The sequence below is a fragment of the Pseudomonas sp. AC229 genome (assembly GCF_979254655.1).
Map to the genome: position 1 here is coordinate 179929 of NZ_CEEDHK010000010.1, position 26091 is coordinate 206019.

The 26091-nt window shown below is 61.6% G+C and carries 22 protein-coding genes; 6 read left to right on the top strand and 16 right to left on the bottom strand.

Going from position 1 to position 26091, the window contains the following annotated elements; genetic code table 11:
- Positions 1 to 38: 38 nt before the first annotated feature.
- Positions 39 to 1526, bottom strand: coding sequence for a glycerol kinase GlpK (gene glpK / locus AC0IW7_RS15530; RefSeq protein WP_122495215.1), 1488 nt, complete (start codon positions 1524 to 1526; stop codon positions 39 to 41).
- 60 nt (positions 1527 to 1586) lie between these two features.
- Positions 1587 to 2057: a Cys-tRNA(Pro) deacylase gene (gene ybaK, locus AC0IW7_RS15535; RefSeq protein ID WP_471819260.1), complete on the bottom strand. Its 471-nt coding sequence runs from the start codon at positions 2055 to 2057 to the stop codon at positions 1587 to 1589.
- A 130-nt stretch (positions 2058 to 2187) separates the two neighbouring features.
- On the opposite strand from ybaK, the gene AC0IW7_RS15540 reads away from it, so the two are divergent.
- Both AC0IW7_RS15540 and glpD read left to right on the top strand, forming a co-directional pair.
- On the top strand, positions 2188 to 2946 hold the full coding sequence (locus AC0IW7_RS15540; protein WP_122450480.1) for a DeoR family transcriptional regulator: 759 nt from the start codon (positions 2188 to 2190) through the stop codon (positions 2944 to 2946).
- Between the two features lie 131 nt (positions 2947 to 3077).
- A complete protein-coding gene (gene glpD, locus AC0IW7_RS15545; protein WP_471819204.1) occupies positions 3078 to 4619 on the top strand; it encodes a glycerol-3-phosphate dehydrogenase in 1542 nt (513 codons plus the stop codon).
- 692 nt (positions 4620 to 5311) lie between these two features.
- Here the strand turns inward: glpD and AC0IW7_RS15550 are convergent.
- From AC0IW7_RS15550 to AC0IW7_RS15580, 7 genes are all read right to left on the bottom strand, one after another.
- Complete coding sequence (locus AC0IW7_RS15550) at positions 5312 to 6475, bottom strand: MalM family protein (protein ID WP_471819205.1); 1164 nt, start codon at positions 6473 to 6475, stop codon at positions 5312 to 5314.
- Positions 6476 to 6484: 9 nt separating this feature from the next.
- Positions 6485 to 8095 carry an outer membrane protein transport protein gene (locus AC0IW7_RS15555; RefSeq protein ID WP_471819206.1) on the bottom strand — a complete coding sequence of 537 codons (1611 nt, stop codon included), beginning with the start codon at positions 8093 to 8095 and terminating at the stop codon, positions 6485 to 6487.
- Positions 8096 to 8114: 19 nt separating this feature from the next.
- Positions 8115 to 9116 carry a transporter gene (locus AC0IW7_RS15560; RefSeq protein WP_122495205.1) on the bottom strand — a complete coding sequence of 334 codons (1002 nt, stop codon included), beginning with the start codon at positions 9114 to 9116 and terminating at the stop codon, positions 8115 to 8117.
- Positions 9117 to 9196: 80 nt separating this feature from the next.
- On the bottom strand, positions 9197 to 9958 hold the full coding sequence (locus AC0IW7_RS15565) for a C39 family peptidase (RefSeq protein WP_463539270.1): 762 nt from the start codon (positions 9956 to 9958) through the stop codon (positions 9197 to 9199).
- Between the two features lie 144 nt (positions 9959 to 10102).
- Positions 10103 to 10567 (bottom strand): DUF6160 family protein, encoded by a 465-nt coding sequence (locus AC0IW7_RS15570; RefSeq protein WP_108095687.1) that lies wholly within the window; start codon positions 10565 to 10567, stop codon positions 10103 to 10105.
- Positions 10568 to 10944: 377 nt separating this feature from the next.
- Entirely contained in the window at positions 10945 to 13677 is a 2733-nt protein-coding gene (locus AC0IW7_RS15575) for a helix-turn-helix transcriptional regulator (protein WP_463383063.1), read from the bottom strand.
- The gene (locus tag AC0IW7_RS15580; protein ID WP_471819208.1) at positions 13674 to 16385 is read right to left on the bottom strand and encodes a winged helix-turn-helix domain-containing protein; all 2712 of its coding nucleotides are present in this window, start codon (positions 16383 to 16385) and stop codon (positions 13674 to 13676) included. Before AC0IW7_RS15580 ends, AC0IW7_RS15575 begins: the two co-directional genes overlap by 4 nt.
- A gap of 163 nt (positions 16386 to 16548) precedes the next feature.
- Here AC0IW7_RS15580 and pabB point away from each other — a divergent pair, with 163 nt between their 5' ends.
- Positions 16549 to 17892 (top strand): aminodeoxychorismate synthase component I, encoded by a 1344-nt coding sequence (gene pabB, locus AC0IW7_RS15585; RefSeq protein ID WP_471819210.1) that lies wholly within the window; start codon positions 16549 to 16551, stop codon positions 17890 to 17892.
- A gap of 91 nt (positions 17893 to 17983) precedes the next feature.
- Here pabB and thrH read toward each other — a convergent pair whose 3' ends face one another.
- The gene (gene thrH / locus AC0IW7_RS15590) at positions 17984 to 18601 is read right to left on the bottom strand and encodes a bifunctional phosphoserine phosphatase/homoserine phosphotransferase ThrH (RefSeq protein WP_463383065.1); all 618 of its coding nucleotides are present in this window, start codon (positions 18599 to 18601) and stop codon (positions 17984 to 17986) included.
- Between the two features lie 182 nt (positions 18602 to 18783).
- On the opposite strand from thrH, the gene AC0IW7_RS15595 reads away from it, so the two are divergent.
- The gene (locus AC0IW7_RS15595; RefSeq protein ID WP_471819212.1) at positions 18784 to 19404 is read left to right on the top strand and encodes a phosphoadenosine phosphosulfate reductase domain-containing protein; all 621 of its coding nucleotides are present in this window, start codon (positions 18784 to 18786) and stop codon (positions 19402 to 19404) included.
- A gap of 252 nt (positions 19405 to 19656) precedes the next feature.
- On the opposite strand, the gene AC0IW7_RS15600 is transcribed toward AC0IW7_RS15595, so the two are convergent.
- A complete protein-coding gene (locus AC0IW7_RS15600) occupies positions 19657 to 20148 on the bottom strand; it encodes a MarR family winged helix-turn-helix transcriptional regulator (RefSeq protein WP_471819213.1) in 492 nt (163 codons plus the stop codon).
- Positions 20149 to 20262: 114 nt separating this feature from the next.
- Between AC0IW7_RS15600 and AC0IW7_RS15605 the strand changes: the two genes are divergently transcribed.
- Positions 20263 to 21456, top strand: coding sequence for an MFS transporter (locus tag AC0IW7_RS15605; RefSeq protein WP_471819215.1), 1194 nt, complete (start codon positions 20263 to 20265; stop codon positions 21454 to 21456).
- A 43-nt stretch (positions 21457 to 21499) separates the two neighbouring features.
- Here the strand turns inward: AC0IW7_RS15605 and cysB are convergent, their stop codons facing one another.
- The 5 genes from cysB to AC0IW7_RS15630 all read right to left on the bottom strand — a co-directional run bounded on the left by cysB (position 21500) and on the right by AC0IW7_RS15630 (position 25485).
- Positions 21500 to 22474, bottom strand: a complete 975-nt coding sequence (gene cysB / locus AC0IW7_RS15610) for an HTH-type transcriptional regulator CysB (RefSeq protein WP_122495187.1) — start codon at positions 22472 to 22474, stop codon at positions 21500 to 21502.
- A gap of 140 nt (positions 22475 to 22614) precedes the next feature.
- Positions 22615 to 23118: a universal stress protein gene (locus AC0IW7_RS15615; protein ID WP_122495185.1), complete on the bottom strand. Its 504-nt coding sequence runs from the start codon at positions 23116 to 23118 to the stop codon at positions 22615 to 22617.
- A gap of 111 nt (positions 23119 to 23229) precedes the next feature.
- Complete coding sequence (locus AC0IW7_RS15620; RefSeq protein WP_471819217.1) at positions 23230 to 24135, bottom strand: 5'-nucleotidase; 906 nt, start codon at positions 24133 to 24135, stop codon at positions 23230 to 23232.
- A gap of 25 nt (positions 24136 to 24160) precedes the next feature.
- Positions 24161 to 25126: a putative 2-dehydropantoate 2-reductase gene (locus AC0IW7_RS15625; RefSeq protein ID WP_471819219.1), complete on the bottom strand. Its 966-nt coding sequence runs from the start codon at positions 25124 to 25126 to the stop codon at positions 24161 to 24163.
- Complete coding sequence (locus AC0IW7_RS15630) at positions 25126 to 25485, bottom strand: YbbN family protein (protein WP_471819220.1); 360 nt, start codon at positions 25483 to 25485, stop codon at positions 25126 to 25128. Before AC0IW7_RS15630 ends, AC0IW7_RS15625 begins: the two co-directional genes overlap by 1 nt.
- A gap of 34 nt (positions 25486 to 25519) precedes the next feature.
- Here AC0IW7_RS15630 and AC0IW7_RS15635 point away from each other — a divergent pair, with 34 nt between their 5' ends.
- Entirely contained in the window at positions 25520 to 25942 is a 423-nt protein-coding gene (locus tag AC0IW7_RS15635; protein ID WP_471819262.1) for a PilZ domain-containing protein, read from the top strand.
- The last annotated feature ends 149 nt before the right edge of the window (positions 25943 to 26091 follow it).

Here is a 26091-nt window from a genome sequence, read left to right on the forward strand (position 1 = left end):
ATACAGCCGCCGCTTTTTCCAGCGCAACAGCCGGCGTATCAGCCGTCGCTGCGCACGCGTTTTACCGCGTCCAGCCAGCCGGCGTAGAGCTTCTCGCGATGGGCTGTGGCCATGCGTGGGCCAAACAGATGCTGGCGGTGCCAATGCTGGGCGATGGCGTCGAGGTCGGGATAGATGCCCGCTTGCAAGCCGGCCAGATACGCAACGCCCAACGCGGTGGTTTCGGTCACTTCAGGACGCTCCACCGGCACGCCGAGAATGTCGGCGAGGAACTGCATCACCCAGTTGTTCTCGACCATGCCGCCGTCTACGCGCAAGGCACTGGGCGCTGCGGCGCCGTCCTGGCGCATGGCTTCAAGCAAGTCGCGCGTTTGGTAGCACACCGACTGCAAGCCGGCGGTGACGATTTCCTTGATGCCGGTGTCGCGGGTCAATCCGAAGATCGCGCCGCGAGCTTTTGGATCCCAGTACGGCGCACCCAGGCCCGTGAAGGCCGGCACCAAAAACACACCGCTGGCGTCGCCGGTTTGCTCGGCCAACGCTTCCGTGTCGCGGGCATGGCTGATCAACTTGATGCCATCGCGCAGCCACTGCACCGCCGCACCGGCGACGAAAATCGAGCCTTCTACCGCGTACGTCACTTCGCCCTTCAGGCGATAACCGACGGTGGTCAGCAAGCGGTTCTGCGACACCACCGGTTGCTTGCCGGTGTTTTGAATCATGAAGCAGCCGGTGCCGTAGGTACTTTTCACCATGCCCGGCTGGAAGCACGCCTGGCCGACCAGCGCCGCTTGCTGGTCGCCAGCCATGCCCAACACGGGAATGCTGCTGCCGAACCAATTGGCCTCGGTTACGCCGAAGTCGGCGGCGCAGTCCAACACTTCCGGCAACACGCTGACCGGGATGTCGAACAGCGCCAGCAGGTCGGCGTCCCATTGCTGGGTGTGGATGTTGAACAACATGGTGCGCGAGGCGTTGCTGGCGTCGGTTTTATGCGACTTGCCGCCGGTGAGGCGCCAGAGCAGAAAGCTGTCGACTGTGCCGAAGCGCAATTCGCCCTGCTCCGCGCGCTCCCGGGCGCCCGGCACGTTCTGCAAAATCCAGCGCAGCTTGGTGGCGGAAAAATACGGGTCGATCACCAAGCCGGTTTTCGCCGCCACGGTTGCCTCGTGCCCGGCCTCTTTCAAGCCCGCGCAGTAATCGGCGGTGCGACGATCTTGCCAGACGATGGCGGGATAAATCGGCGTGCCGGTCGCAGCGTCCCAGACCAAGGTGGTTTCGCGCTGATTGGTGATGCCGATGGCGGCCACTTCAGACGCCTGCAAGCCGCTTTGACGCAGTGCTTCGCGGCAGACCTTCAGGGTACTGAGCCAAAGGTCTTCGCCGTCGTGCTCAACCCAGCCGTCTTTGGGGAAATACTGTTTGAATTCCTGTTGAGCGCGAGACACCGGCGAGCCCTGGGCACTGAAGACAATGGCGCGGCTGCTGGTGGTGCCTTGATCGATGGCAAGAAGGTACTGGGACATCTGCGCTTCCTTGTTATTTTGGGTGGGGACATCGCCGAGGCGACGCCACGGACCGACCGTTTACTCGCGGCCAATGGCCGCAAACTGCCCCTGGCAATGCGCCGCCAATACCTCGGCAGCTAATTCCACTTCCAGGCCACGGCGGCCGGCGCTTACATAAATGTGGGTGTGCTGGTTGGCGCTGTCGTCGATAAACGTGCGCAGGCGTTTCTTCTGCCCCAGCGGGCTGATGCCTCCAAGCAAATAACCGGTAGAACGCTGAGCAGCGGCCGGGTCGGCCATGTCGGCCTTTTTCACCCCGGCAGCGTGCGCCAAGGCTTTCAAATCCAGCGTGCCCGCCACTGGCACCACCGCCACCAGCAACTCACCTTTCTCACTGGCGGCCAGCAGGGTTTTGAACACCTGGGCCGGCTCCAGGCCCAGTTTTTCCGCTGCTTCCAAGCCATAAGAGGCGGCCTTCGGATCGTGGCTGTAACTCAGCACGCGATGGGCGGCGCCGGCTTTTTTTAACAGGTCGATGGCTGGGGTCATGTTCGAATGTGAAAATTCCGACAAAGTTCGCGTACCTTAGAGGCAGACCCGGCAAAAGTCGAGCGCCTGTAGACGGCGCCCCAGCCGATGCCCGAGCGCCTATAATGCGGCGCAAAAAAGGAAGCCCTTAATGACCCTGGCGCCCCGGCAGCAAGACATTCTCGACCTCGCCCGCGAACGCGGTTACGTCAGCATTGACGAGCTGGCCCAAGCCTTTGCCGTCACCCCGCAAACCATCCGCCGCGACATCAACCAGCTCGCCGAACAGGGCCTGCTGCGGCGCACCCACGGCGGCGCGGCGAGCGAAGCGTCAAGCACCCAAAACACCGCCTACGCCATGCGCGCCGGGCTGATGCGTGACGAGAAACAGCGTATCGCCGAGGCGATTGCCGCCCAGGTGCCGGACCACGCTTCGGTATTTATCAACATCGGCACCACCACCGAAGCCATTGCCCGCGCGCTGCTCAATCACCGTGGTTTGAAAGTGATCACCAACAACCTGCACGTGGCCGCGCAGCTCAGCGACAAAGCCGACTTCGAAGTGCTGGTGGCCGGTGGCACGGTGCGCAGCGACGGCGGCATTGTTGGGCAGACGGCGGTGGATTTCATCCAGCAATTCAAAGTGGACTTCGCCCTTATGGGCATCAGCGGCATCGACGACGACGGCAGCCTGCTCGACTTCGATTACCAGGAAGTGCGCGTGTCGCAAGCCATCATCGACAACGCCCGGCAAGTGCTGCTGGCCGCCGACTCGAGCAAGTTCGGCCGCAACGCCGTGGTGCGCCTGGGCTCCATCAGCCTGGTCAACCAGTTGTTTACCGACCACACGCCCTCCCCCGCGCTGGCCCGTCTGCTGGCCCAGCACAAAGTGCAGCTCAAGCTGGTTTAACCCCGCCCTTCGGCAATCTCTGGTGCCATTCGGCGTGCAATCGCACGCCCGACTGGTCAGTGGCAAAACATTCCGCTACCATTTTCGGAAACGAACATTCCTACGTTCACTTTCGACTTCAGAGGCTTGCCATGCACGCGAAGCAGAACCCCACCAGCTCGGTTGCCGAAATCTATGACCTCGCGGTAGTTGGCGGCGGCATCAATGGTGTGGGCATCGCGGCAGACGCAGCGGGCCGAGGTTTGTCCGTGTTCCTTTGCGAAAAGGACGACCTGGCGCAACACACCTCCTCTGCCAGCAGCAAGCTGATCCACGGTGGCCTGCGCTACCTCGAACATTACGAATTCCGCCTGGTACGCGAGGCACTCGCCGAACGCGAAGTGCTGCTGGCCAAGGCGCCGCACATCGTTAAGCCCATGCGTTTTGTATTACCCCATCGCCCGCACCTGCGCCCGGCGTGGATGATTCGCATGGGCCTGTTTTTGTACGACCACCTCGGCAAGCGGGAAAAGTTGCCCGGCTCGCGTGGCCTGCGCTTCGGTGCCGGCAGCCCGTTGAAAGCGGAAATTGCGCGCGGTTTCGAATACTCCGATTGCTGGGTCGACGACGCGCGTCTGGTGGTATTGAACGCCATGGCCGCCCGTGAAAAAGGCGCCCACATACACACCCGCACCCGCTGCGTCAGCGCTCGGCGCAGTAAAGGCTTGTGGCATATCCATCTGGAACGTGCCGACGGCAGCCTGTTCTCCATTCGTGCACGCGGTTTGGTAAACGCCGCCGGCCCCTGGGTGGCGCGCTTTATCAAAGACGACCTGCAGCAGAAATCGCCCTACGGCATTCGCTTGATTCAGGGCAGCCATATCGTGGTGCCGCGCCTGTACGACGGCGAGCAGGCGTACATCCTGCAAAACGAAGACCGCCGTATCGTGTTCGCCATTCCGTATCTGGAACGCTTCACCCTGATCGGCACCACCGACCGCGAATATCAGGGCGATCCGGCGCACGTGGCGATCAGCCCGGAAGAAACCCAGTACCTGCTCGACGTAGTCAACGCCCACTTCAAAAAGTCCATCAGCCAGGCGGACATTCTGCACACCTACTCCGGCGTGCGGCCGCTGTGCGACGACGAGTCCGACGACCCTTCCGCCGTTACCCGCGACTACACGCTGGCGTTGTCTGCGCAGCCGGGCGACGCGCCGTTGTTGTCGGTGTTTGGCGGCAAGTTGACCACCTACCGGAAATTGGCCGAGTCGGCGATGAGTCAACTGGCGCCCTTCTTCAGCAACATGACCGCCAGCTGGACCGCCGCCTCGCCGTTGCCCGGCGGTGAGCAGATGAGCAGCCGCAGTGCGCTGGTCGAGGCGCTGAGTAATCAGTACGGCTGGTTGCCGACGCAGGTGGCGCGGCGTTGGGCCAGCACCTATGGCAACCGCAGTTTTGCCCTGCTCGAGGGTGCCAGCTCGCTTGAGGATCTGGGCGAACATTTGGGCGCCGGGCTGTATGGGCGTGAGGTCGATTATCTGTGCCGTGAGGAATGGGCCCGCGAGGCGCAGGACATTCTGTGGCGGCGCAGCAAGCTCGGGCTGTTTATGACGCCGGGGCAGCAAGGCCGGTTGAGTGCCTATTTGCAGGCGGAGCATCCGCGCAGCCCGCAGGGGGCGCATGCCGCGTAGGTTTGAATTCTGTGTGTGCTAAGCAAGACCTTGGCCCCGCGATTGCGGGGCTTTTTTATGTCGATCAAAAGCATCGCGACTGAAGTCGCTCCCACAGGAGGGCCAGCATCATCCTCGCGAACGCGGTGGTCCGACAATTCGGGATCCAGAATCTCAAGCCGTACACCGGTGTGAAGTGCGACGCTATTTGTCACCGCATGCGCCGAACTCAGCGAAGCACAACGCAATGGTCGCCCAAACCTCCGTCATCCTCGCGCAGGCGGGGATCCAGAGTTTTCAGTCGTGCACGGTGTGAAGTACGGCGGTATTCATTACCGCGTGCGCTGAACGTTTTGTTTCGCGCCTTACGCGCGAGTCACTTTCCAAGTCGCGGGAAAGTAACCAAAGCGCTTGCCCCTACCTTGGGTCTGCGCTTCGCTCCGACTCCCCTCCTTGCGCTGCCACTCCGGGGGCCGTCACAACGGGCCATCCATGGCCCGATGTTCCTTTCGCGGCTCCCGGCCGCTCACCCCCCTGCGCGTCGACTCCACTCGGCCTGCGATGAACGGGGCGGGTAGATCACGAGCGAGATCAAAGGCCAGATCAACATCTCGCGACTAAAGTCGCTCCCACAGGTTGCATTGGTCCTGGAGCGACCGGGCAGCGTTCCGTTTTAGTCGCGATTCCTGCAAACGAAAATCCCGCCTGGGCCGCTATTTAACGATCGCCAATTCGAACCCACCCTCGTCGCTGTGCGCGTGGCTTTGCATGCCGGCTTCGTCCAGTGCCAGGTCTTGCAGCGGTCGTTTGAAGGGTTTGTTGTCGAGGGTTTGCAAGTGTTTGTCTTCTTCGGTGGTCAGCAGCAGTACGTAGCGCTCGCCTTGCGCGGCTTTGACCGGAACGGTGCCTTCGATGAAGGCGTAGCGGTACCAGGTTTCGCCGTGCAGTTGGTACACGGCGTCGCTCACCAGGCGCGTCGGGCGTTTGGCTTCGTCGAGGAATAGCAGCGAGGGGTAGACGACTTTTTTGTTGGCGAAACTGCGCACGCGCAGGCCATAGGTGCGGCCGGCGGCGGGCAGTTTCATGGCGGCGTAGTAGCTGCGGCCCATGGGGAAGTTGAAGCTGGGGGAGAAACGGTTGAGCTCTTCGTAGCGCGGTTCGTCGCTCGACAGTTCGGTGAAGTCGCCTTCGGCCAGTTGACCGCAGCATTGCTGTACGAGGTTTTGGTACAGCCCGTCGCTGTCGCCCCCGCCGCTGCCGGCCAGCAGTGCTTGCATGGCGGCGGTGGGCTGACCGTCGAGGCCGGGCAGCACGCTGCCTTTGTTGTTGAATTCGATTTGCCGGCCATCGCTGTAGCGCACGTTCGAGGGGGCTTCCACACGCTGCGGTGCGTTGCTGCCCGGCACGGCGGAGTTGCGCATGCGCCCCTGCTCGTCAACCCAGGTGTAGTAAGGCGTGCCGTTTTCCGGGCGGGCGAAGTTGCGCCCTTCCAGCACGTCGGCGTCGATGTAGTCGCCCGTTCGCTCGCCGTTGGCTAACAGGCTGTCGCTCTTGGCACCCGCTACCTGAGCACCGGCGTAGAAGCTGTTTTGCAGGTTGCCGCTGGCGTCGACCCAGGTGAAGTAGCGGCGTTTGCTCTCGTTGCTGTTTTTCGCGCCGGGCCATGTGGTGCCCTGGCTGCCGCCCGCTTGGCTCATGCGTTCCTGGTCGCTTTGGGTAATGCGCTTGGCGGCTTGGCGTTGCTGTTCGCTGTAGTGGCTGTCAACGAAGGTGTTGTGCACGCGCCCTTGGTCATCCACCCAGGTCAGGTAGCGGCCGGGCGCGGCCTCGGCGGTGGCGGCCAGCAGCAGTGCGGCGAGCAGAACGATGCGCGGCATAAGCAGACCTCAAAAGGTGGTGGTGTAGGTCAGGGCCATGATGTACGCCTTCACGGTGGTATCGATGTCCAGGTCGGCGTAGGGGTTGTAGACCAGGTTGTCGATGCCGGTGCAGTTGACGTTGCAACTGGTGCCCGCCGGAATGCTTTGTTTGGACACGAAGTAGTTAAAGCCGAAGTCGATGGTGGTGTCTTTGTCCCAGCGATAACCGAAGCCCAGGCCGTAGAGGTTGGCGTCGCCGATGGGCACCAGCACGTCGGCTTTGTCTTTGGGAATCGCCGAGGGCCGGTATTCGTAGCCGGCACGCAGGGCCAGGCGGTCGCTGATGTCGTACTGGGCGCCGACGGCGAAGCTCCAGGTGTCTTGGTAGCCTCGGTCGAGAATGATCGAGTGATCGGTGGCGTTGCCGCCGCCGAAAATCTTGGCGATGCGCAGCAAGTCCAGCTCGCGGTCGAACTCGATTTCAAATTTGTTCCAGTCGCTGTAGTCGCTCCACTTGGCGTCGAAGTTGAACTGCCATTTGTCGAAAGGCCGCAGCTTGATGCCGGTACTGAAGTTATCGGGCAGCACCATGTTCAGCGAGGCGTTGCCGCTTTCTTCACTGGCGTTGCCGTAAGGGAACAACGGGCTGAGCACCTGGCCGAATACCGAGCCTTGCAGGCCGGACCAGAAGCCTTGCCAGTCTTTGCTGTATTCCATGCGGTACTTGCCTTGAAGGTGCATACGCGCCTCGCTCTGGTACGTCGCGCCCCAGGCGAACCAGTCGGTGGGTTCCCACAACACGCCAAGGTTGTAGGTCGGCGACAGGCTCTGTTGCAGGTCCAGGTCCATGTTGGCCAAGGTGCTGTAGGGGCCGATCTTGCCGCCGCACAGGTTGATCAATGGGCTGAGGATGTCGTCGATGCCGGGCTGGCAGATGGCTTGGTTGAGCATCCGCACCACGCCCGTGAGCATCCCCGGATTACGAAAATCCTGGTTCAGCGCCATCGCCTGGTGCGAGAAACCCACCGACAACCCCAGCGCCAGCGTGTCGTTGGCCTGATAGCCCACAGACGGCGAGAAATACGTGATGCGCTGCAACGCCACTTCCTTGCCTTGGTAGCGCCCGGCGTCGTCGCCCGAGTCGCGCGAATACCCGAGGGCCATCGGTGCATAAATGTTGGTGGCAAAGGTGAATTTCGAACCGGGCGGGTTGATGGAAACCCCGGCCAGTGGCGCCATCAGCACCGGCAGCTCGGTCATGCCGCCCATGCCCGGCAAGTACATCACCGGCGTGAGCGTGCGGCTGCTGGAGTTCTTTATCGGGTCGTCGTCGAAGCCCAGCGTGTTACTGCCGTAGTCGGGCGGCGCTCTGAATTTGGCGCGAATGTCCATCACGCCGCTGAGCAGCTTGATGGTGCTCTGCCGGCCTTTGAGTTTGGTTAGCGCGGCCGGGTTGTAGTGCACGGCGTCGATGCCGGTGGAATCGGCGGTCACGGCGTTGCCCATGGCCATGGCTTTGGGGTTGCCGATGGTCAAATCGTTGGCCAGTTGCGCCTGCACCGAGCCGGTGTAAGTCCCGGCAGCAAGCCAGCAGAGCCCGGAAATCGCCCACACCTGCGGCGACGTTCTGATCGTCATGACGGTGGTCGCTCCTGGCTTATTGGGCCTTTAAACCCTGAATATCCAGTGGCATCGACACCCCCAGCAGTACGTCGGGAGAGTCTTCCGTCATGCCGAACCCGGCATTGATGTTGACGATGTAATTGGGCGAGGTGCGCAGGCCCAGCGAGAAGTTCATCAAGGCGCTGGTTTGCTCTTTGCCCTCCAGCGTGGTGTCGGAGAAGGTGTAGGTCGGCTTGAAGGTCTGCGCCATTTGGTACGAGGTGGACAACGACACGTCATACGACAGCGCGTAGGCAAAGCCCATGCTCATGGACATGCTCGAACCCGGATCGACCTTTTCCAGATGCCGCCCGCCGCGCTCCTGATCGACATTGGCCGGCACGTTGTAGGTGTAACCGACCGAGCCGAACAGCACGACCGGGTCGATCACGTACGACACGTTCACCCCGCCGCCGATGCTGTAAAAGCCGTTGCCAGTGGACAGGTCATGCTCGGGGTTGATTTCGTAAGGGCTGGTGCCGGTTGGCAAGCCGATGGTGCCGTACAACGTGGTCACCGGCTTGCCACGGTGGGAGGCCCACGGCTGCCAGCGCAGGCTGGCCGACAGGTCGCCGAGGCTGTACACGTTGAGGTCGCGCTCGGTGTCGTACTTGGCGATCAGCGGAATGCGCATGCTGAAGGTGAGGTTGTCCCACACGCCGTAGTCAAAGGTGAACGAGTTGGTGAAGGTGTGCTGCGCTTCGCTTTCGCCGATCACGCTGTAGACGTTGTTGCCGGTGCGGTACGTGGTGATCTGAGTATCGCGCAGCAGTGAATAATCGAAGCCGTAGGTCAACGTGCGCTCGCCTTGCTTGAGCAAGGTGTAGCTTTTCTCGGCGGCCTGAAACACCTCGGCCAAGGCCTTGGAGCTGTCGGCATCGTCTTCTTTTTTGCTCAAGGCTTCGCGGGCTTCGTCTACCGATGGCTCATCGCTCCAGGCAGGCGCGCTCAGCGTTAGCGTCAGCATGGCCACGCAGGCCACTCCCTTAATCCCCATGACGCCAATCCCCAGTTATTTTTTTGTTATGCCGGGCAGGTCTTGCCGTACGTGTTGGCCTTTATGTTTTTCAGGTGCTGCTATTTGCGGCGGATGTGGCGAATGTCGCCGCCCGAACCCAGCTCGTCGGCCTGGTTCGTGGTGAATTTGGTTATCTGGGGAAACTCGCGAAACGCCAGCAGGCTTACGGTGCGGTCGTCCACCAGACGCAGGTCTTTCTCGGTCAAGGCCATGGCGTTTTTCGGTTCCTGGCCACTGGGATAAATCACGAACAACACGTTCTGGTCCCAGATTTCTTCAAAGCGCGCGCGGGTAAAACTGATGTTGCCCAGCGCCGGATCGGCGACGAACACGTGCTCGTTGTACACATCGCGAACCACCACAAAATGCTTGAAGCCGGCATATTCGATGGGCACCAAGGCCGGGTGCTCAAGCTCATCCAGGTCGGAAAACGCCGCCCGGAAACCGCCGCTTTTGTAGCCAAGCGCGGCCACGAAACGCTTCATGTCCAGCAGGGAAAAGCCCCGCCGCTCAACAATCTTGTCGGCCTCGCCGTAGCGCAACAGCCCTTCCATGACTTGCCGTTCCTGTAAGTCGCGGCCCAGGAAATAGTCGAGCATGGACGTCAGCGCCGCCGAACCACAGCTGTAGTCGTAGGCCTGACGGATGACGTTGCGAAATTGCAGTTGGCTCATGGGCTCCAGCGTCACCGACTCACGCATGGGCATGCCGGGGGTCAGCTGTTGGGTCAGGTTGACCGTGCCCTGGGCCGGCGGTTTGGTGTCCACCGCTTCGGTGAAACCCAGTACGCCCAGCAAGCTGCCAATCAGAATTTCGATCATTACAGGTCCAAAAACCGTCTGCGCTTCGGCCATGCCTCGTTAAAAAGCCTGACCGTCGCTCGACGCGTTTTAAATCTGAGTATTGGAAAAAGCCTTACCGGCGCGTACCGATAAGGCTTCGGGTTAGCAAGGGGTGTTGCTAACTCAGTGTCCCCATACCTTGACGGTGGTGCCCGCCATGTTGATATCGGAGATCGCCAGCGAGCCGATGCTGGCAGCGCCGGTGGTTGCGCCGTTGGCGTAAGTACCGCCCACGTAGATACCGCCGACCGACACGGTACCGGTCATGTTTGGCAGGCTGATGGCCAGTTGCTGAGTGTCGGTGCCACCGATAGAGGTGGTTACTACGTCGATTTTCAGCGGGTTGGCGTCGGAGATGGTGAAGCCGGTGAAGCCTACGTTGGTGATGTTCAAGCTACCGCCGCCGGTGTCGTTGTCGGTGTACTTCACGTTACCAACGCTACCGCCGAAGTTACCGGAGATGCTGATCCCGTCCTGGCCGGTTACGCTCGACAGCGCGGAATCATCCATTGCGCGCAGATCGGCTTGAGCCATGAAAGGTGCAGCCAGTACTGCTGCAGCAAGAGCGAGCTGTTTGAAACTTTTCATTGTTTTTATCTCCAAGATCACAGGTGGGTATCCCCGGGTGTTGCCGGCCACTCCTGTAACCGACAACTGGATCAACTCGCGTCGATCCCCATGCCTGTCGCGCCCTTCCTGGTAACGACAGACCTGGATTCATGAAGCGTGATGCTTCGCGCCCTGTGACAAAGCTACTGAGTGCAGACCCGGCTGCCAGCCCATCCAAGGGATGGACGATGGCCATGCGCTAAAGGGCGGTAGCACATCGCCAGCCTTTGCCTGATTAAAAACGTAGCGAGCGACGGTTAGGCAAGGCAAAAACGGGCGAAAAAGCGCAGTTGGCTGCAGCCAATGAGCATTTGTAGCCCGTTTTTAACGCCGCCAAACCGAGCGCAGCAGTTTTTTTAGGCCTCGCTGAGTAGGCCCATGCTTTTGCCTTTAAGCACGGCTTGGGTCCGGCTGCGTACACCAAGCTTGTTAAAGAGGTTATGCAGATGCCACTTGATCGTGGCTTCGGAGAGGTGCACCGCCTGGGCGATGTCGCGGTTGGAAAGCCCCGCCGCCACGAAGCGCAGAATCTCCCGCTCGCGGTGACTAACGTCCTGATTTTCATTGAAACTTTCCGGGTCTACCGACAGCCGACGGCATTGCTCGCGCAAGGTTTCGGCCAGCCCTTGCCAGGGCGCGGCGCGCTTCGGTTCAGCCGCGCGCCACGCGTCCCAGAGCGGTAGCAGCCACAAAGCGTCGTCTTGAAACAGGCGGCGGTAACCGCTGTTCCAGGCGTCTTCGAGGGTTGGCTGAAACAAGGCAAAGGCTTTTTCGCTGTTACCTTTGCGCCAATACGCCACAGAAAGTAACAGCGACAAACGCAGGCGACGGTCGCGCTGGTGCTCGGCGGTCTGTTTCGCCAGGCACGCTTCCAGGCTGGCCTGGGCTTTGTCGGCACGCCGCTCGCACAAGGCCAGGCGCCCTTCCGACAACGCCAACGCGGTTTCCGCGTCCAGGTAGCGCCCGGGCGGCAATACGGCCAGGTGCTGCTGCATTTGCAGGCAAATACGTTCGGCTTCGTTGGGCCGCTGTAACCACAACAGAAACTGCACTTTGCAGCTCATGCCCAGGGCAAACACGCGCTCGTAACCGGCGCCGTGCAGTTCCCCCAGCCATTCGTCCAGCTGAGCCAAACCCTGCTCCGGCTCGCCGGCAAAGAAGCGCGCACGGGCCATCACCAACTTGCCCCGACTGATCAATTCGGTGGGCGTGGCCACATCGCGCCACGTTGTCGCCAGTGGCAGCTCGGCCAAAATCGCCGCGTGGCGATCCTGCTCATACAGCAGGTCGGCATAGGCCAACGCCAGCGGGCCACCCACTCGGCTGCGACGGCCGAACACACGCTCAACCCGGCTGCGCGCTGCCTCGGCCAGTTCACGGCCGCGCTCCAGCTCACCGCTTTCTTTGCAGATCAGCGATTCGATCAGGCTGGTCATCGCGTGCAGGTATTCGCTTTCGGTCTGGCGCAGGTTCTCCCGCGCCAGGGCGATGGATTTCGCCGCCTCGCCGAAGTCACCGAGCAAGGCGTACGCCGCCGCCTGCACGCACGACAGGCTGACGCGAAACACCGGCTGGTTGTCCGGCGCCATGCCCAGCCAATGGCGCGCCACTTTCAGGCAGGCTTCGAGTTTGTCCTGATACAGCAGCACCAACGCTTTGAGCACTTGCGCGGCGGCAAGCAACTCGACCAGCGCGAAGTGCAACGTCTGCCCGCGGCCTTGCAGCAGGCGCGTGCTGACCTCCTCGATCAAGGCTTCGGCGTCGGCGAATTTCTGCTCGAAGGCCAACTGCCAGGCGTAGAAAATCTGGAACACCGGGTGCTCACGGATCACGTCGGTGGGCACACTTTTGAGGATTGCCAGAATGCCGTACACGCGGTTGCTGGCGATCAGCTTGGCGCCCTGGCGTTCCAGCAGTTCGGCGGCGAACGCATAGTCGCGAGCACGCAGGGCATATTTGATTGAGCGGTCGGGCAAGTCGTGGCTTTCGCACCAGCGCGCGGCGGAATGCAGCAACGTGGTCGGGTCGCCGTGTTTGGCCAAACGACCCTGGAGGAATTCGGCGAACAGGTGGTGATAACGGAACCACTCGCCGTGCTCGTCCAGGGGAATGATGAACAACTGCTCGGTTTGCAGCCGCGCCAACATCTCGATGCCGTCGCGGTGCCCGGTCAAGGCATTGCACAGCTCGGCGTTGAATTCATCGAGCACCGAGGTGTGGTCCAGAAACAGCTGCAAGCTGTCCGGCAGGCTGGCAACCACGTCTTCAGCCAGGTAGTCGGCAATGTTGCGCTCGGTACCGGAAAGCCCGGCGAGAAACGCCGCGCGGTCCGGGTGGCGCGCCAAGGCCAGCGCCGCCAGGTGCAGCGCGGTAATCCAGCCCTCGGTGCGGTTCTGCAACAGCGTCAGCTCGTCGCGACTGAGCACCAGCTGTTTCACTTCGCGGAAATAAGCCGCGGTTTCCTCAAAGCTCAAGCGCAAGTCTTCGGCTTTAAGCCACAGCGTCCAGGGTTTCAGGGACGGTTCTTCCACCAGCAATTGCGCCTGATAACGGGTGCTGGCGAGCAGGTGCACGGTGGTCGGCAAGTGCTCGATCAGGTAGCGCACCGCCGGCCCCATGGCCGCGTGGCGAATGTGGTGGAAGTCGTCGAGCATGATGTACACGTCGCCGTCCAGGCGCTTGAGGTCGGCGAGAAAGGCATCGATCAGCGCTTCTTGCGGCCAGCTCACATCGCCTTGCAACAGGCTCGCCGTGTTCGTGCCAAAGCCCGGTGCCACCGCGTTAATCGCCGCCACCAGGTATTGCAGCAGGCGCTGCGGCTCGCTGTCGGCTTCATCGCAAGACAGCCACGCCACGCGGGCATTGGTACTGAGCAAGCGCTGGCGATACTGGGCCAGCACCGTGCTTTTACCAAAGCCGGCCGGTGCGCTGAGGATGACCAGGCGCTGCGAGCGCGAGGCGTACAAGCGTTCGATAAGCGCCTGGCGCAGCAACTGCGGGCGCCCGCCTGCATCGGCAGGAAACAGCTTGGTGCGCAGCAGCGGCAAGGTGGGCAAATGAGCGAGTGAACCGGTGACAGAAGTGTTCATTGCAGCAGCCCCAATTCACGGGCGCGGCGGATGGCTTGCGTCCGATTGCGCACCTTGAGCTTCTCGTAAATGTTGTGCAGGTGCCATTTCACCGTGCCCAGCGCCAAGGCCAGTTGCTGGCCGATTTCTTCGTTGGACATGCCCTTGGCCGCCAGCAACACCACGTCGCGCTCGCGCTCGGTGAGTCCTTCCTCCAGCACTTCCAGCGATTTGCGCGCGTCCTGTCCCGGCCACACGGCCAGCAGCCCGCGAATAAAGCCTTGCAGCGCCGGCTGACGCTCCGCCGCTTCGAGGTTTTGCAGCAGCAGGCGAATGCCCTCGCCTTCCTCGATAAACAAACTGCGCACCCCTTCACGCTCGGCGCTGATCAGGCACTGCACCAACAACGATTGCGCCCGTTCCTGATAGCCGAGGCGCTGATAACTCAGCGCCGAAAGCAGGTCCAGACGCAGGCGTTGCAGGCCGTGCCAGCCGTTCTGCAGTTGGCCGCGCAGTTGGGTAATTTCGTGCAGCGCCTCGCTGTAATGGGCGCGCGCCTGTTGCAAGCGGATGCGGGTCAGGCCGTGCACCCACATCACCGGGTTGAAGCTCATGGCTTTATAGGGCGCGGCGAGTTTGGGCCAGTCGACGCCTTGAAAACGCGCTTCGGCGCGCTTGATGCGGTCGGTGGCCTGCTCTTGCAAAATCAGGGCAATTTCCTCCCCGGCCGCCTGGGCGTAGAAGCGCCAGGACTGGTTGCGCGCGGCCAGGTTTTGCATCAGCACCAGGGTGTTCTGCGCGTCTTTGGGCTTTTCCAGAATGCGCTGGGTGCGCGCCAGGCTGAGCATGCCCTGAGCGTAGAGGTCGATGGGGTTGATGACGTCGAGCTTGCCCAACGCCCAACCGAGGTTTTCCTCCAGCGCCTGGAAGCGCCCCTGTTGATACGCCACCAGCGATTCGGTGATGGTGGGCAGCGCCAGCGCCCGGGACTTCTCGCCAAACCAGGGAATCAGCCGCGCGCGCAGTTGATCGAACAACAGCTGCGCCTGCTTCACCTGCCCTTGCTCCAGGCACAACAGAATTTCGACGTTGGCCAGTTGCATGTCGAGGTAACGGCCTTCGAGGAAGTGTTTGCGTTGCTGGGCCAAGGCCAGCAACCGTCGCGCCTGCTCGGGTTGCGCCAGCATCACCAGGGCCAACGCGCCGATAATCAGCAGTGCCACCTCCAGAAACGCGGTGTGTTGGCCGAGCTGCGCTTCCACTTTGCGGGCCAGGGCGACGCAGGTGTCGAGGTCGTCTTTTTGCAGGGCCAGCACGGCTTTGATCGCCAGAATCGCCAGCACCTTGTCGCTCAGCGGCCCTTCGGATTTGTGCTTGCCCCAACGCGCCAGCAGCTCGTCGAGCATGCCGTTAGCCTCGGGCAACGACAGCTCGGCGGCACGGCTCCAGACGTCGGCCAGCACCAATACGGGGAAGCGCTCGGCAATTTCATCCGGCACGCGCTGACGCCAGCGGTAAATCAGGTTGAGCTGCCCACGGTTAATCAATTCCAGGCCACAGCCATCCACCAGCGCCGCAAGCATTTGCGGGTCATCGGCCAGGCAGGCGTGCTCAATGGCCAGGTTTTGCATGTGGTGATTGGTGAACCACAGGCTGGCGTTGAAATGCAGTTGGCTGAGGCGGTCGGGGTCGCGCTCTTTCAGGCGTGAGCGGAGGAAATCGGCGAACAGGTTATGGAAGCGGTACCACTGGCGTTCGCGGTCCAGAGGCAGCAAGAACAGCTGCATGGCTTCGAGTTTTTCCAGCAGCTTTTGGCCATCCTGGCGCCCGGTCAGGGCGTTGGCCAGGTCGCCACTCAGTTGCGTGGCCACGCCCAGTGCCAACAGCACGTCTTGCATCTCGGCGTTCAATTGCTCGAAAACGCTGCGCAGCAGGTAGTCGCCGACCGCAACCTGATCACCGCCCAGTTCGACCATCTGCTCGGAGGCTTGCGGTTGATGGCGCAGCCACAGACTGGCCAGGTGCACGCCGACCACCCAGCCTTCGGTGCGCGAATGCAGGGCGTCGAGGGCCACTTCATCCAGGTGCAGACCGCCGCGATCGAGGTACTCGCGGGTTTCAGCCTTGCTCATGCGCAGCTCCGTTGCGCCGATTTCCAGCAGCACTTCCTTGGCGCGCCAGGTGGCCAGGTTCAGCGATGGCGTGGAACGGCTGCCCACCGCCAGCACAAAGCCCACCGGGGCCAGTTTTATCAGGCGATTAAGGCTGCTTAACAGCTCGGCGTCCTGCACCAGATGCAAATCATCGAGCACCAGCAACAGCGGCTGTTCACGCTGCGCGAGGTCGGCCAGCAGGCTTTCCATCAGGGCGGCGGCAGGCACGCGCATGGTGTTTTGCAGGTACGCGAGAGCGTCTTCACCCACCCCCGGTATCGCCGCGCGCAGGGCGTCGATCAGTTGCTGGAAAAAGCGTGAGGGGTCGTCGTCTTCGGCGCTCAGGGAAAACCACGCCACGGCGGTGCCAGCATTGGCATAGTTCTGCGCCAACGCAGCCAGGGCGCTGGTTTTGCCGAAGCCGGCCGGGGCCGAGAGGAGAATTAGCCGAGCATGCGGATTGGCTGCCAGCGCGGCTTTGAGGTGCGGGCGCGGCAAATAATCAGCGGGAACATGAGGAGGTCGCAACTTCGAACGAAGGAGGCTACCGGCGGCTGGATTGTGCACTTCATCCATGACCTGGATCCCTTGAAAATTATTATTCTGATAGGAAATTTCGTACCCTTGGGATCTGTCCATACTAATCAGCTCGCTATCTCCGAGTAAACCCACTCACTCGCTCTAGGATCAATGCTGGCGGCCCTCTACAATCGGCGCCCGCGCCCGACTGACCGTGCCCATGCCTACCTGTTCGTTGCATCCGCTGCCTTATCGGGCAGACCCAGCCGAGTACTTTTCCTACATCCGCCACGCGCCTGGTGCGCTGCTGCTCGACGGCGGTCGGCCGACTTCCCAGCGTGCACGCTATGACCTTATGAGCGCCTGGCCATTGGCAGCGCTGGCACCGGCCGCTGACGAATCGGCCAACGACTTTATCCAGCGCCTGCGCGCCGCCCTGGCGCAGCTGGGCCCGGCGGACGTTCCAGCCGGCTATGAATTGCCGTTCGCGGGCGGCCTGATGGGTTACTTGAGTTACGACTTCGGTCGTCGTCTGGAAACCTTGCCGACCAATGCGGTGGACGACTTGCACCTGCCCGACGCGCAACTGGGTTTGTATGGCTGGGCGCTGATCAGCGACCACCACATCGGCAGCAGCCAGTTGCTATTTCACCCGGCGCTGGCCGAGGCTGAGCGCCAACGTTTGATCGCCTTGTTTGGCGGTGACGCGCCGGCCAACAGCGCACCGTTCAACCTGAGCGATGACTTCAGCGCCGACCTCAGCGAAGCCGATTACCACCAGGCGTTCGAGCGCATTCAGGCGTATATCCACGCCGGCGATTGCTACCAGGTGAACTTCGCCCAACGCTTTCGCGCGCCGTGCCAGGGCGACCCGTGGAGTGCCTACCAAGCATTGCGACAGGCGTGCCCTACGCCGTTTTCCGGTTACGTGGCGCTGGGCGATAACCAGGCGATTGTGAGTTTTTCGCCCGAGCGATTTGTGCAAGTACACAACGGCCAAGTCGAAACCCGCCCCATCAAAGGCACCCGGCCTCGGGGCCAGACGACCGCCGAAGACCAAGCCTTCGCCGACGACCTGCTCGCCAGCCCAAAAGACCGCGCCGAGAATTTGATGATCGTCGACCTGCTGCGCAACGACCTCGGCCGCAGCTGCGCCACCGGCTCGGTGCGCGTGCCGCAATTGTTCGCACTGGAGAGCTACCCCAACGTGCATCACCTGGTGAGCTGCGTAACCGGCACCCTGGCGCCAGGCAACGACGCGTTGGACGTACTTGCCACCAGTTTCCCCGGCGGCTCCATAACCGGCGCACCGAAAATTCGCGCCATGCAAATCATCGACGAGCTGGAGCCGACCCAGCGGGCGATCTACTGCGGTTCGTTATTGTTTGTGGACGTGCGCGGCGAAATGGACAGCTCGATTGCGATCCGCAGCCTGCTGATCAAAGACGGGAAGGTGAATTGCTGGGGCGGCGGTGGCATCGTCGCCGACTCGCAGTGGCGGTCGGAATACAACGAATCGATCACCAAAGTGCGGGTGTTGTTGCAGACACTGGAAGGGTTGTAGCCAACAAACAACCCTGTGGGAGAGGCTTCAGCCTCGATGCTTTTCAGCTAGCAGCATCGAGGTTAATCGGCCTCTCCAACAGGTGCTGGTCTTACAAACTCAGCTCGCGGTTCGACGCTTTCAAGAACTCTTTCTTCAAGTCTTCAAACGTATGCACCGCCGGGAACTGCGGGAATTCGCGTATCACGTTTTCCGGGGCATGGAACAGGATGCCGGCGTTGGCTTCGCTGAGCATGGTGGTGTCGTTGTACGAGTCGCCAGCGGCGATCACGCGGTAGTACAGGCTTTTGAACGCCAGCACCGACTGACGCTTGGGGTCTTTCTGGCGCAGTTGGTAGCTCACCACGCGGTCGGTTTCGTCGGTGATCAGCTTGTGGCACAGCAGCGTCGGGAAGCCCAGTTGGCGCATCAGCGGCTGGGAGAACTCGTAGAAGGTGTCCGACAGAATCACCACCTGGAAACGCTCGCGCAGCCAGTTAACGAATTCCACGGCGCCATCGAGCGGCTTGAGGGTGGCGATCACTTCCTGGATGTCGGCGAGCTTGAGGCCGTGCTCATCAAGAATGCGCAGGCGCTGCTTCATCAGCACGTCGTAGTCCGGAATGTCCCGGGTGGTGGCTTTGAGCGCGTCGATACCGGTTTTTTCCGCGAAGGCGATCCAGATTTCCGGAACCAACACACCTTCCAGGTCGAGACAGGCGATTTCCACAGGGCACTCCTAAACAGGATTCAGAAAGAAGGCGGCACTCTAGCCGCTCTCCTGCGGCCACGCAACGCGGCTCCGGGCGATGTTCGACAGCGCTGATAGTGCCTATCAGCACGGCGCGCTGCAGGCTCGCGGCGGTTTTTGCTACCATCGCCCTCCCCGCCGAAATGAACCTGGAGCCCCTCATGGATCTTGATCTGGACAAGCTGAACGCCGAATTCGCCAACCAGCCGGAAAAGCTGGTGGAGTGGGCGCTCGGCCTGGGCAAGACGGCCATTTGCACCACCAACTTCCGCCCCTTCGAAGCGGTGATTCTGCACATGGTCAGCCAGGTGAAACCGGACATTCCGATCATCTGGATGGACAACGGCTACAACACCGAAGCCACCTACAAATTCGCCGACGAAGTCACCCGCGCGCTGAACCTGAACCTGATCACCTACCTGCCCAAACGCAGCCGCGCCCACCGCGAAGCGCTGGAAGGCCCGGTGCCGACGCTGGACGATCCGCGTCACGAAGCCTTTACCGAAGAAGTGAAACTGGAACCCTTCACCCGCGCCCTGCGTGAAACCGCCCCGCAAGTGTGGTTCACCGCCCTGCGCGCCACCGACACCGCCGTTCGCGCACAGATGGAGCCGATCAGCGTCAACCCGGATGGCTTGATCAAGGTTGCGCCGCTGCTGCATTGGTCGTCGAAGGATCTTTATCAGTACCTGACCCAGCATAATTTGCCGAACAACTTCGACTACTTCGACCCAACCAAGGGTGAAGATAATCGCGAGTGTGGCTTGCATATTAGTCACTAAGCGATCGGCTGCGCGTCGGCGGTGCTGCGTTAAAAACGCTTTTTGAATGCTCATTGGCTACAGCCAACTGCGCTTCAAAAAGCGTTTTTGCCCGGGCCGTATTGGCCTTGCTCCGCTCTAGCTCGCTCGATCTGGATTTGCGAGGCGGCTGGAATTTAAAAAAGCTCGCGGCTAAAGCCGCTCCTACAGGTTTGCATTGCTACTGTGGGAGCGGCTGGGCGGCATTCCGATTAGCCGCGATGCTTTTGGGGGCTAACCGCGCAACCCGCTGATTAGCTTGCCCAGCAATTCGCTCAGCTGCGTCTGCTCCGTTGGCGCCAGCACTCCAAGCGCGCGCTGTTCGTTGTCGACGTGCAACGGCAGCACTTTATCGATCAGGGCCAGGCCCGACGGGGTCAGTTGCACCAGGGTGCTGCGCCGGTCGCTGGGCGATGGCAGGCGTTCGATCAGGCCGCTGCGTTCCAGGCGGTCGAGGCGGCTGGTCATGGCGCCGGATGACAGCATCAATCCTTCGTAGAGTTCAGTGGGCATCAATTGGTACGGCGCGCCCGCACGGCGCAACGTGGCGATGACGTCGAACTCGCCTTTTTGCAGCCCGAACTGCGCCGCCAATGGCGACAGTATCTGCCGCTCCATCAATTGCGCCGCTTCCAGCAACCGGCCGACGGTGACCATCACGGCGGCGTCGATATCCGGACGCTCGCGTCGCCATTCTGCTTCTGCCTGTTGCGCTCGATCGTTCATTCGGGCCTCGCTTGATAAAACCATCTCGATATAAAGCTAATAATAATGCCTTGCGCCACGGCACGCTCGAACTTTAATCTTAATGTCGAGATACTTTACGACGAGATAGAAGACATGAGCGTAACCCCGCGTACCCACCTATTTATTGTGCTGGCCGTAGTCGGGCTGGCGTTGAATCTGCGGCCGGCTTTAGCCGCCATCGGTCCATTGCTCGACAGCATCGAATCGGCCACCGGCATGAGTTCCACCCAAGCCAGCCTGCTGACCACCGTGCCGGTGTTCGTGATTGGCGTGTGCGCCCTGGCCGGTGGGCGGCTGCGGCGCTGGCTGGGCGAACGCAACGGCATTGGTTTAGGTATCGCGTTGATTGCGCTGGCGTGCGGCCTGCGTCTGGCTGCCTCGGGCCGCTATGGGTTGCTCGCCACCGCCGTAATGGCCGGCGCCGGCATCGCGCTGGTGCAAACCTTGTTACCGGCTTTTATTAAGCGCTGCTTTGGCGCGCGGGCGGGCAATGTCATGGCGCTGTACACCACCGGCATCATGGCCGGTGCGGCAGTTGCCGCCGCGGCTGTAGCGGGTGTGGCGGCGGTCGGCGGTTGGCCAATGGCGCTGGCGGTGTGGGCGGTGCCGGCCGTGCTGGCGGTGCCGCTGTGGTATGTCGCGTCACGTCAGCAGCGCGTGAATCACATGCAGGAAACCCTGGCTGCCTGCGCGCCGCCTGCGTTCTGGCGCAACGGCCGAGCCTGGCAGTTGATGGTGTTTTTCGGCATCGGCACGGGCGCGTACACCTTGGTGCTCGCGTGGCTGCCGCCCTTTTATACCGGCCTCGGTTGGCAACCGTCCGCTGCGGGTTTTCTGCTCGGCGCGTTAACGCTGACTGAGGTGGTCGCCGGCCTGGCGGTGTCGGCGTTGATCGGCCGTTTCCCGGATCGTCGTGTGCCGTTGTACAGCGTGCTGCTGATGCTGCTGGCCGGCCTGCTCTGTCTGATCATCGCTCCCCTGCCCTTGGCGCTGCCGGCGTGTTTGTTGCTGGGCTGCGGCATTGGCGCGCTGTTTCCGCTGTCGCTGATCGTGGCGCTGGACCACGCCGATAGCCCAAGCCGCGCCGGCGAATTGGCCAGCTTCGTTCAAGGCGGCGGTTACATCATTGCCAGCTTTATGCCGCTGTTGGCGGGCGTGCTGCGCGACCGCTTTGCCGACCTCACGCAAGCCTGGATGATGATGGCGCTCGGCGCCGTGGTGCTGATTGGCTTGAGCACGCGCTTTGCGCCGGCCACTTACGGGCGCATCACGAACCTTCGCCCATAAAAAAGGCGCCGATCAAGGCGCCTTTCTCATCTGTGTACCGGGCTTAGTGCACCGGCAACTCAACGCCGTGGAACAACTCTTCAAGCTCCACTTTGTTGTGGCATTGCACAGCTTTGGCCATGACGTCGCGGGTCAGGTGCGGGGCGAATTTTTCGATGAAGTCGCACATGAAGCCGCGCAGGAAGGTGCCGCGACGGAAGCCGATTTTGGTCACGCTCGGCTCGAACAATTCGCTGGCATCCAGCACCACCAAATCCGGATCGAGTTTGGCGTCGACCGCCATCTTGGCCACGATGCCCACGCCCAGACCAAGGCGAACGTAGGTTTTGATCACGTCGGCATCGGCAGCGGTGAACACCACTTTTGGCGTCAGGCCACGGTGGCTGAAGGCTTCGTCGAGCTTCGAGCGGCCGGTAAAGCCGAACACGTACGTAACGATGGGGTATTCGGCCAAGGCTTCGAGGGTGAGTTTCGGCAGCTTGGTCAGCGCGTGGCCTTGAGGCACCACCACGCAGCGGTTCCAGGTGTAGCACGGCATCATGATCAGGTCGTTGAACAGTTCTAGACCTTCCGTGGCGATGGCGAAGTCGACGGTGCCGTCGGCGGCCATTTCGGCAATCTGCATCGGCGTGCCCTGGTGCATGTGCAGGGCCACGTCGGGGTATTGCTTGATGAAGTTGCTGATCACCGCCGGCAAGGCGTAACGCGCTTGGGTGTGGGTGGTGGCAATGGAAAGCGTGCCTTTTTTCTCGTTGGAGAATTCCTGGGCAATCTGCTTGATGCTTTCGACCTTGCGCAGAATTTCGCCAGCGGTGGTGATGATGCGCTCGCCAGCCGGCGTCACGCGGGTGAGATGCTTGCCGCTGCGGGCGAAAACCTCGACACCCAATTCATCCTCCAGCAGGCGGATCTGCTTGCTGATACCCGGCTGCGAGGTATACAGGCTCTGCGCCGTGGCGGACACGTTGAGATCGTGGTGCGCGACTTCCCAGATGTAGCGCAGTTGCTGGAGCTTCATAGATATCCCTCAAAGCGAAAAGGCGATGCAGCAGACGCCAAAGGCGTTATATAACCATAGTAGAGGTTAGAAGGCTAAATCTAGACTATTTTATTAGCATACGCAGCCCCATGCGTGTGCGGCGTGCAGCAAAACGTTTCTTAGAAATCGGCCCGCGTGCGGTGCTGCAGCATCGGCACCAGGTACACCGGCACTTCCGCGAGCTGCACCAGGCGCGTTGCGGTTCTGCCCAAGGGAATGTCCTGCGCCCCCGTATGGCTGCTATGGCTGCCGATTACCAGTAAGTCCACATTAAAGCGCTGCGCCTCGGCCAGAATCACTTGTGGCGGGTCGCCCTGCACCACCCGCACGGCGCGCACCATCTGCATGTCTTGTTGGGCATCGCCCATTTCATCTCTGAAGCCTTCAAACACCCGCTGCTCAATGCTGGCCAGCACGCCGCTGAGGCCGTTGGTGCGAATTTCCGTGAGCACCGCTTCATCCAGGTAGGTTTTCAACACCGATTCGGCGAACAACCCCAACGGTTCCACGGCGTGCACGACATACAAATCCGCTTTGAAGGCGCGCGTCATGGCCAGGGCGTGTTGCAACACATACGGGGCGTAAAGGCCTAAATCGGTGGCGTAAAGAATCGATCGAATCATGCGGCCTCCTAACTGCATTCTTAACGGCCTGGGTTGAGCTTAGCAGCGCTGGCTATAAATCCAGCCGCTGTTAGTAGCGCAAGACGAACGGGCAGCAAAACGGCCGGGAGACTAGAGCTGTGGCTCGTTGCTGATGCCGTGGGGCACGTGGCCGGTGGCAACCACTTCGCGGCTTTTCTCGCAGTGGCCCGGTTGGTCGTCAAAAAACACGTCGGCGCCGAAGGTTTCCAGAATGGCGGTTTTCTCCAGGCCGCCGAGAAAGTACGACTCGTCCAAGCGAATATTCCACTCGCGCAAGGTGCGAATCACGCGCTCGTGCGCCGGCGCTGAACGGGCCGTCACCAGTGCCGTGCGGATCGGGCAATTTTCCGGCGCGAACTCCTGCTGCAAGCTGTGCAGTGCAGCCAGGAATGGCTTGAACGGCCCGCCGCCCAACAACTCGCGCGCCGATTCGCGCTCATGGGTCTGGAAAGCCACCAGCCCGCCGGCCTGGTACACACGCTCGGACTCATCGGAAAACAGCACCGCGTCACCGTCGAAGGCGATGCGCAGTTCCGTGCTGGCCGCGCGCCGTGCGCCACCAGAAAGAATGGTCGCCGCGCCAAAGCCGGAACGCAGGGCGCTGCGCACGTCTTCGGCGTGGGTAGACAGAAACAGGTGGCAGCCAAACGCCGCCAGGTAAGGATCGGGGCTGCGGCCGCCAACAAAGGCGGCGCGGGTGATGTCCAGGCCGTAATGGCTGATCGAGTTGAACGCGCGCAGGCCGGTGTCGGCGCTGTTGCGCGAGACCAGGATTACCTCGACGCGCTGCTGGCCGAGGGTGGTGTTCAGCGCCAACAGTTTTTGCACCAGCGGAAACGCATCGCCCGGCTCAAGCACTTCGTCCTCGTGCTCGATCTGGTATTGGCGATACGCCTCCACGCCTTCGCTTTCGTAAATGCGGTGGCTTTCGCGCAGGTCGAACAGCGCCCGCGAGGAAATTGCCAACACCAGTTTGTCCGCCAGCCCTTTGCTCATAAATGCCTCAGTCCGGGTCGGTTGCTCAGTGATTGCGCGCGTCGATAAATGCCAGTTGCTGCGCCAGGGCGCGAATGCGCGGCAGCTCGACCCCGGCGCGTTCGGCGGCGGCCAGCGGCTCGGCGTAGATGTACTGCAACTCCAGCGGACGTTTCTCAACAAAGTCGTGGTACATGCTCGGCAAGTAGTCGGGCATACGGTCGGTGGAGGCCAGCAGTTTCTCGGCGAACACCTCGGGAATGGCGTAACCGCAGGCAGCGGCGCCTTGAATGACTTCGTTCATGATCGCCAGAATCAACGCGCGGGTTTCGCTGTGGCCCATCAAAGCCGTGGTGCCGGCGTTGAGCACCACCGACAGGCCGTTGTAGGGCACGTTCCACACCAGTTTCTGCCAGCGCGCCTGGGCCAGATTCGGCATGGCAGTGGAGTCGAGGCCGGCGTGTTTGAACAGCGCGGCGCCCTCCTCGGCGATGGCGAGTTGAGCTTCGGCGGCGCTCGCCGGGCCGCTGTGGTAACCGAGGTTCACGCCGCCAAGTGCCTGGTGCTCGATAACGCCCGGTGCCGAGCGGTGGACGCAGATGTAGCAAAGGCCGCCCAGCAAGTGCAGCGAGTCGGGCAGCAACGGTTGCACGCCCTCTTCCACTGCCAGGCCGTTTTGCAGAAGCACCACTTTTGCGCCGGGCGCGGCGGCCTGGGCAATTAGCGGGGCCAAGTCGGCGTTACTGGTGCTCTTGGCGCCGACGAGCAGCCAGTCGCACGCCGGCATCTCAGCGACATTGCAATATGCCTGAACGTTTTCAAGCTGCAGTGCACCATGCACGGCGCTGTTCAATTGCAGGCCGCGTTCAGCCACTGCGGCGTATTCGCTGCGCAGCAGGAAATGCACGTCAAAGCCGGCCCGCGCCAGCATCAGCCCATAAAAGCCGCCAATTGCGCCGGTACCGATAATGCCGATGCGTGGACCGGTGCCGGATTCAGGGGAAAACGCCATCAGGGAAGCTCCTCAGGTAAACGGGCCAATGCCGCATTAATGGCGGCCTTCAGCTCCACAGGCTGCAAGCGCGACTGCACTGCGCCGAAAAATTGACCATCGCGCACGACAAACAGCGCAGGCAAGTGAAATACCTCATAACGCTCGACCAAACCGCCATTGTTGGCGGCGTCGATCCAGCCCAAGCGCGCCACGGGAAGCCCCATGCCCGGCAGCTCGCGGCGGGCAAAGCGGCAACTGGCACAACCTATGCTGGTAAATATCAGCAGTGAAACGCCCGGCCAATCGAGCAACAGGCGATCCGCGTCGAAATCGGTCAGCTCGGATTGCGTGGCTATACTGCTAGCAGTGATGTCCATGAGCCATCATCCGAACGTGTGGAGTTTTCTGGTAATGCGTCAGTTTTTGCGTCATCCCAGTGATATGCCAGTTGAGCTGATTCAGCGCAAGCACGCCTTCCTGCCGCGTCAGCGGTTGAACAATATCAGCCTCGGCGGCGTGGCCTGCAATTCCCCCAAAGGTTTTCGCCGTGGCACGGCGGTGGAACTGCGCATTCCGCTGCTGGGCGATCAGGCCCGCTACAGCGGTGTGGTGGCCTGGTGTAAGAAGCAGCCCAGCGATTACCTGGTCGGCATTGCCTTTGTGGACGAAGAAACGCTGTTTCGCGCGCGCATGGTCGAGCAGGTGTGTCAGATCGAGCACTACCGGCATCTGCGCGAACAGGAGCTTGGTCAGCCGCTGCCGGTGGAAGCCATTGCCAAGGAATGGATCGCCGAACACGCGGCGACGTTCTCCACCTTCAGCGGCCTGCATTAATAGTCGTGCCGATAGCGCCCGCTTCGGCCTATTGATTCCCCCTTATAAGCACGACCGCCCCATTGTCGAGGCGGGCCGTACGCGCTAAGGTTCCCACCCCCGTTACGCTCCGCGCTCTGTCGCCAATGGCTGACGGCCAACCTCCGTGA

Excerpts from the sequence above, each read along its gene's own strand:
- glpK (WP_122495215.1), bottom strand. The coding sequence starts at position 1,526 with ATGTCCCAGTACCTTCTTGCCATCGATCAAGGCACCACCAGCAGCCGC.
- ybaK (WP_471819260.1), bottom strand. The coding sequence starts at position 2,057 with ATGACCCCAGCCATCGACCTGTTAAAAAAAGCCGGCGCCGCCCATCGC.
- AC0IW7_RS15540 (WP_122450480.1), top strand. The coding sequence starts at position 2,188 with ATGACCCTGGCGCCCCGGCAGCAAGACATTCTCGACCTCGCCCGCGAA.
- glpD (WP_471819204.1), top strand. The coding sequence starts at position 3,078 with ATGCACGCGAAGCAGAACCCCACCAGCTCGGTTGCCGAAATCTATGAC.
- AC0IW7_RS15550 (WP_471819205.1), bottom strand. The coding sequence starts at position 6,475 with ATGCCGCGCATCGTTCTGCTCGCCGCACTGCTGCTGGCCGCCACCGCC.
- AC0IW7_RS15555 (WP_471819206.1), bottom strand. The coding sequence starts at position 8,095 with ATGACGATCAGAACGTCGCCGCAGGTGTGGGCGATTTCCGGGCTCTGC.
- AC0IW7_RS15560 (WP_122495205.1), bottom strand. The coding sequence starts at position 9,116 with ATGGGGATTAAGGGAGTGGCCTGCGTGGCCATGCTGACGCTAACGCTG.
- AC0IW7_RS15565 (WP_463539270.1), bottom strand. The coding sequence starts at position 9,958 with ATGATCGAAATTCTGATTGGCAGCTTGCTGGGCGTACTGGGTTTCACC.
- AC0IW7_RS15570 (WP_108095687.1), bottom strand. The coding sequence starts at position 10,567 with ATGAAAAGTTTCAAACAGCTCGCTCTTGCTGCAGCAGTACTGGCTGCA.
- AC0IW7_RS15575 (WP_463383063.1), bottom strand. The coding sequence starts at position 13,677 with ATGAACACTTCTGTCACCGGTTCACTCGCTCATTTGCCCACCTTGCCG.
- AC0IW7_RS15580 (WP_471819208.1), bottom strand. The coding sequence starts at position 16,385 with ATGGATGAAGTGCACAATCCAGCCGCCGGTAGCCTCCTTCGTTCGAAG.
- pabB (WP_471819210.1), top strand. The coding sequence starts at position 16,549 with ATGCCTACCTGTTCGTTGCATCCGCTGCCTTATCGGGCAGACCCAGCC.
- AC0IW7_RS15595 (WP_471819212.1), top strand. The coding sequence starts at position 18,784 with ATGGATCTTGATCTGGACAAGCTGAACGCCGAATTCGCCAACCAGCCG.
- AC0IW7_RS15600 (WP_471819213.1), bottom strand. The coding sequence starts at position 20,148 with ATGAACGATCGAGCGCAACAGGCAGAAGCAGAATGGCGACGCGAGCGT.
- AC0IW7_RS15605 (WP_471819215.1), top strand. The coding sequence starts at position 20,263 with ATGAGCGTAACCCCGCGTACCCACCTATTTATTGTGCTGGCCGTAGTC.
- cysB (WP_122495187.1), bottom strand. The coding sequence starts at position 22,474 with ATGAAGCTCCAGCAACTGCGCTACATCTGGGAAGTCGCGCACCACGAT.
- AC0IW7_RS15615 (WP_122495185.1), bottom strand. The coding sequence starts at position 23,118 with ATGATTCGATCGATTCTTTACGCCACCGATTTAGGCCTTTACGCCCCG.
- AC0IW7_RS15620 (WP_471819217.1), bottom strand. The coding sequence starts at position 24,135 with ATGAGCAAAGGGCTGGCGGACAAACTGGTGTTGGCAATTTCCTCGCGG.
- AC0IW7_RS15625 (WP_471819219.1), bottom strand. The coding sequence starts at position 25,126 with ATGGCGTTTTCCCCTGAATCCGGCACCGGTCCACGCATCGGCATTATC.
- AC0IW7_RS15630 (WP_471819220.1), bottom strand. The coding sequence starts at position 25,485 with ATGGACATCACTGCTAGCAGTATAGCCACGCAATCCGAGCTGACCGAT.
- AC0IW7_RS15635 (WP_471819262.1), top strand. The coding sequence starts at position 25,520 with ATGCGTCAGTTTTTGCGTCATCCCAGTGATATGCCAGTTGAGCTGATT.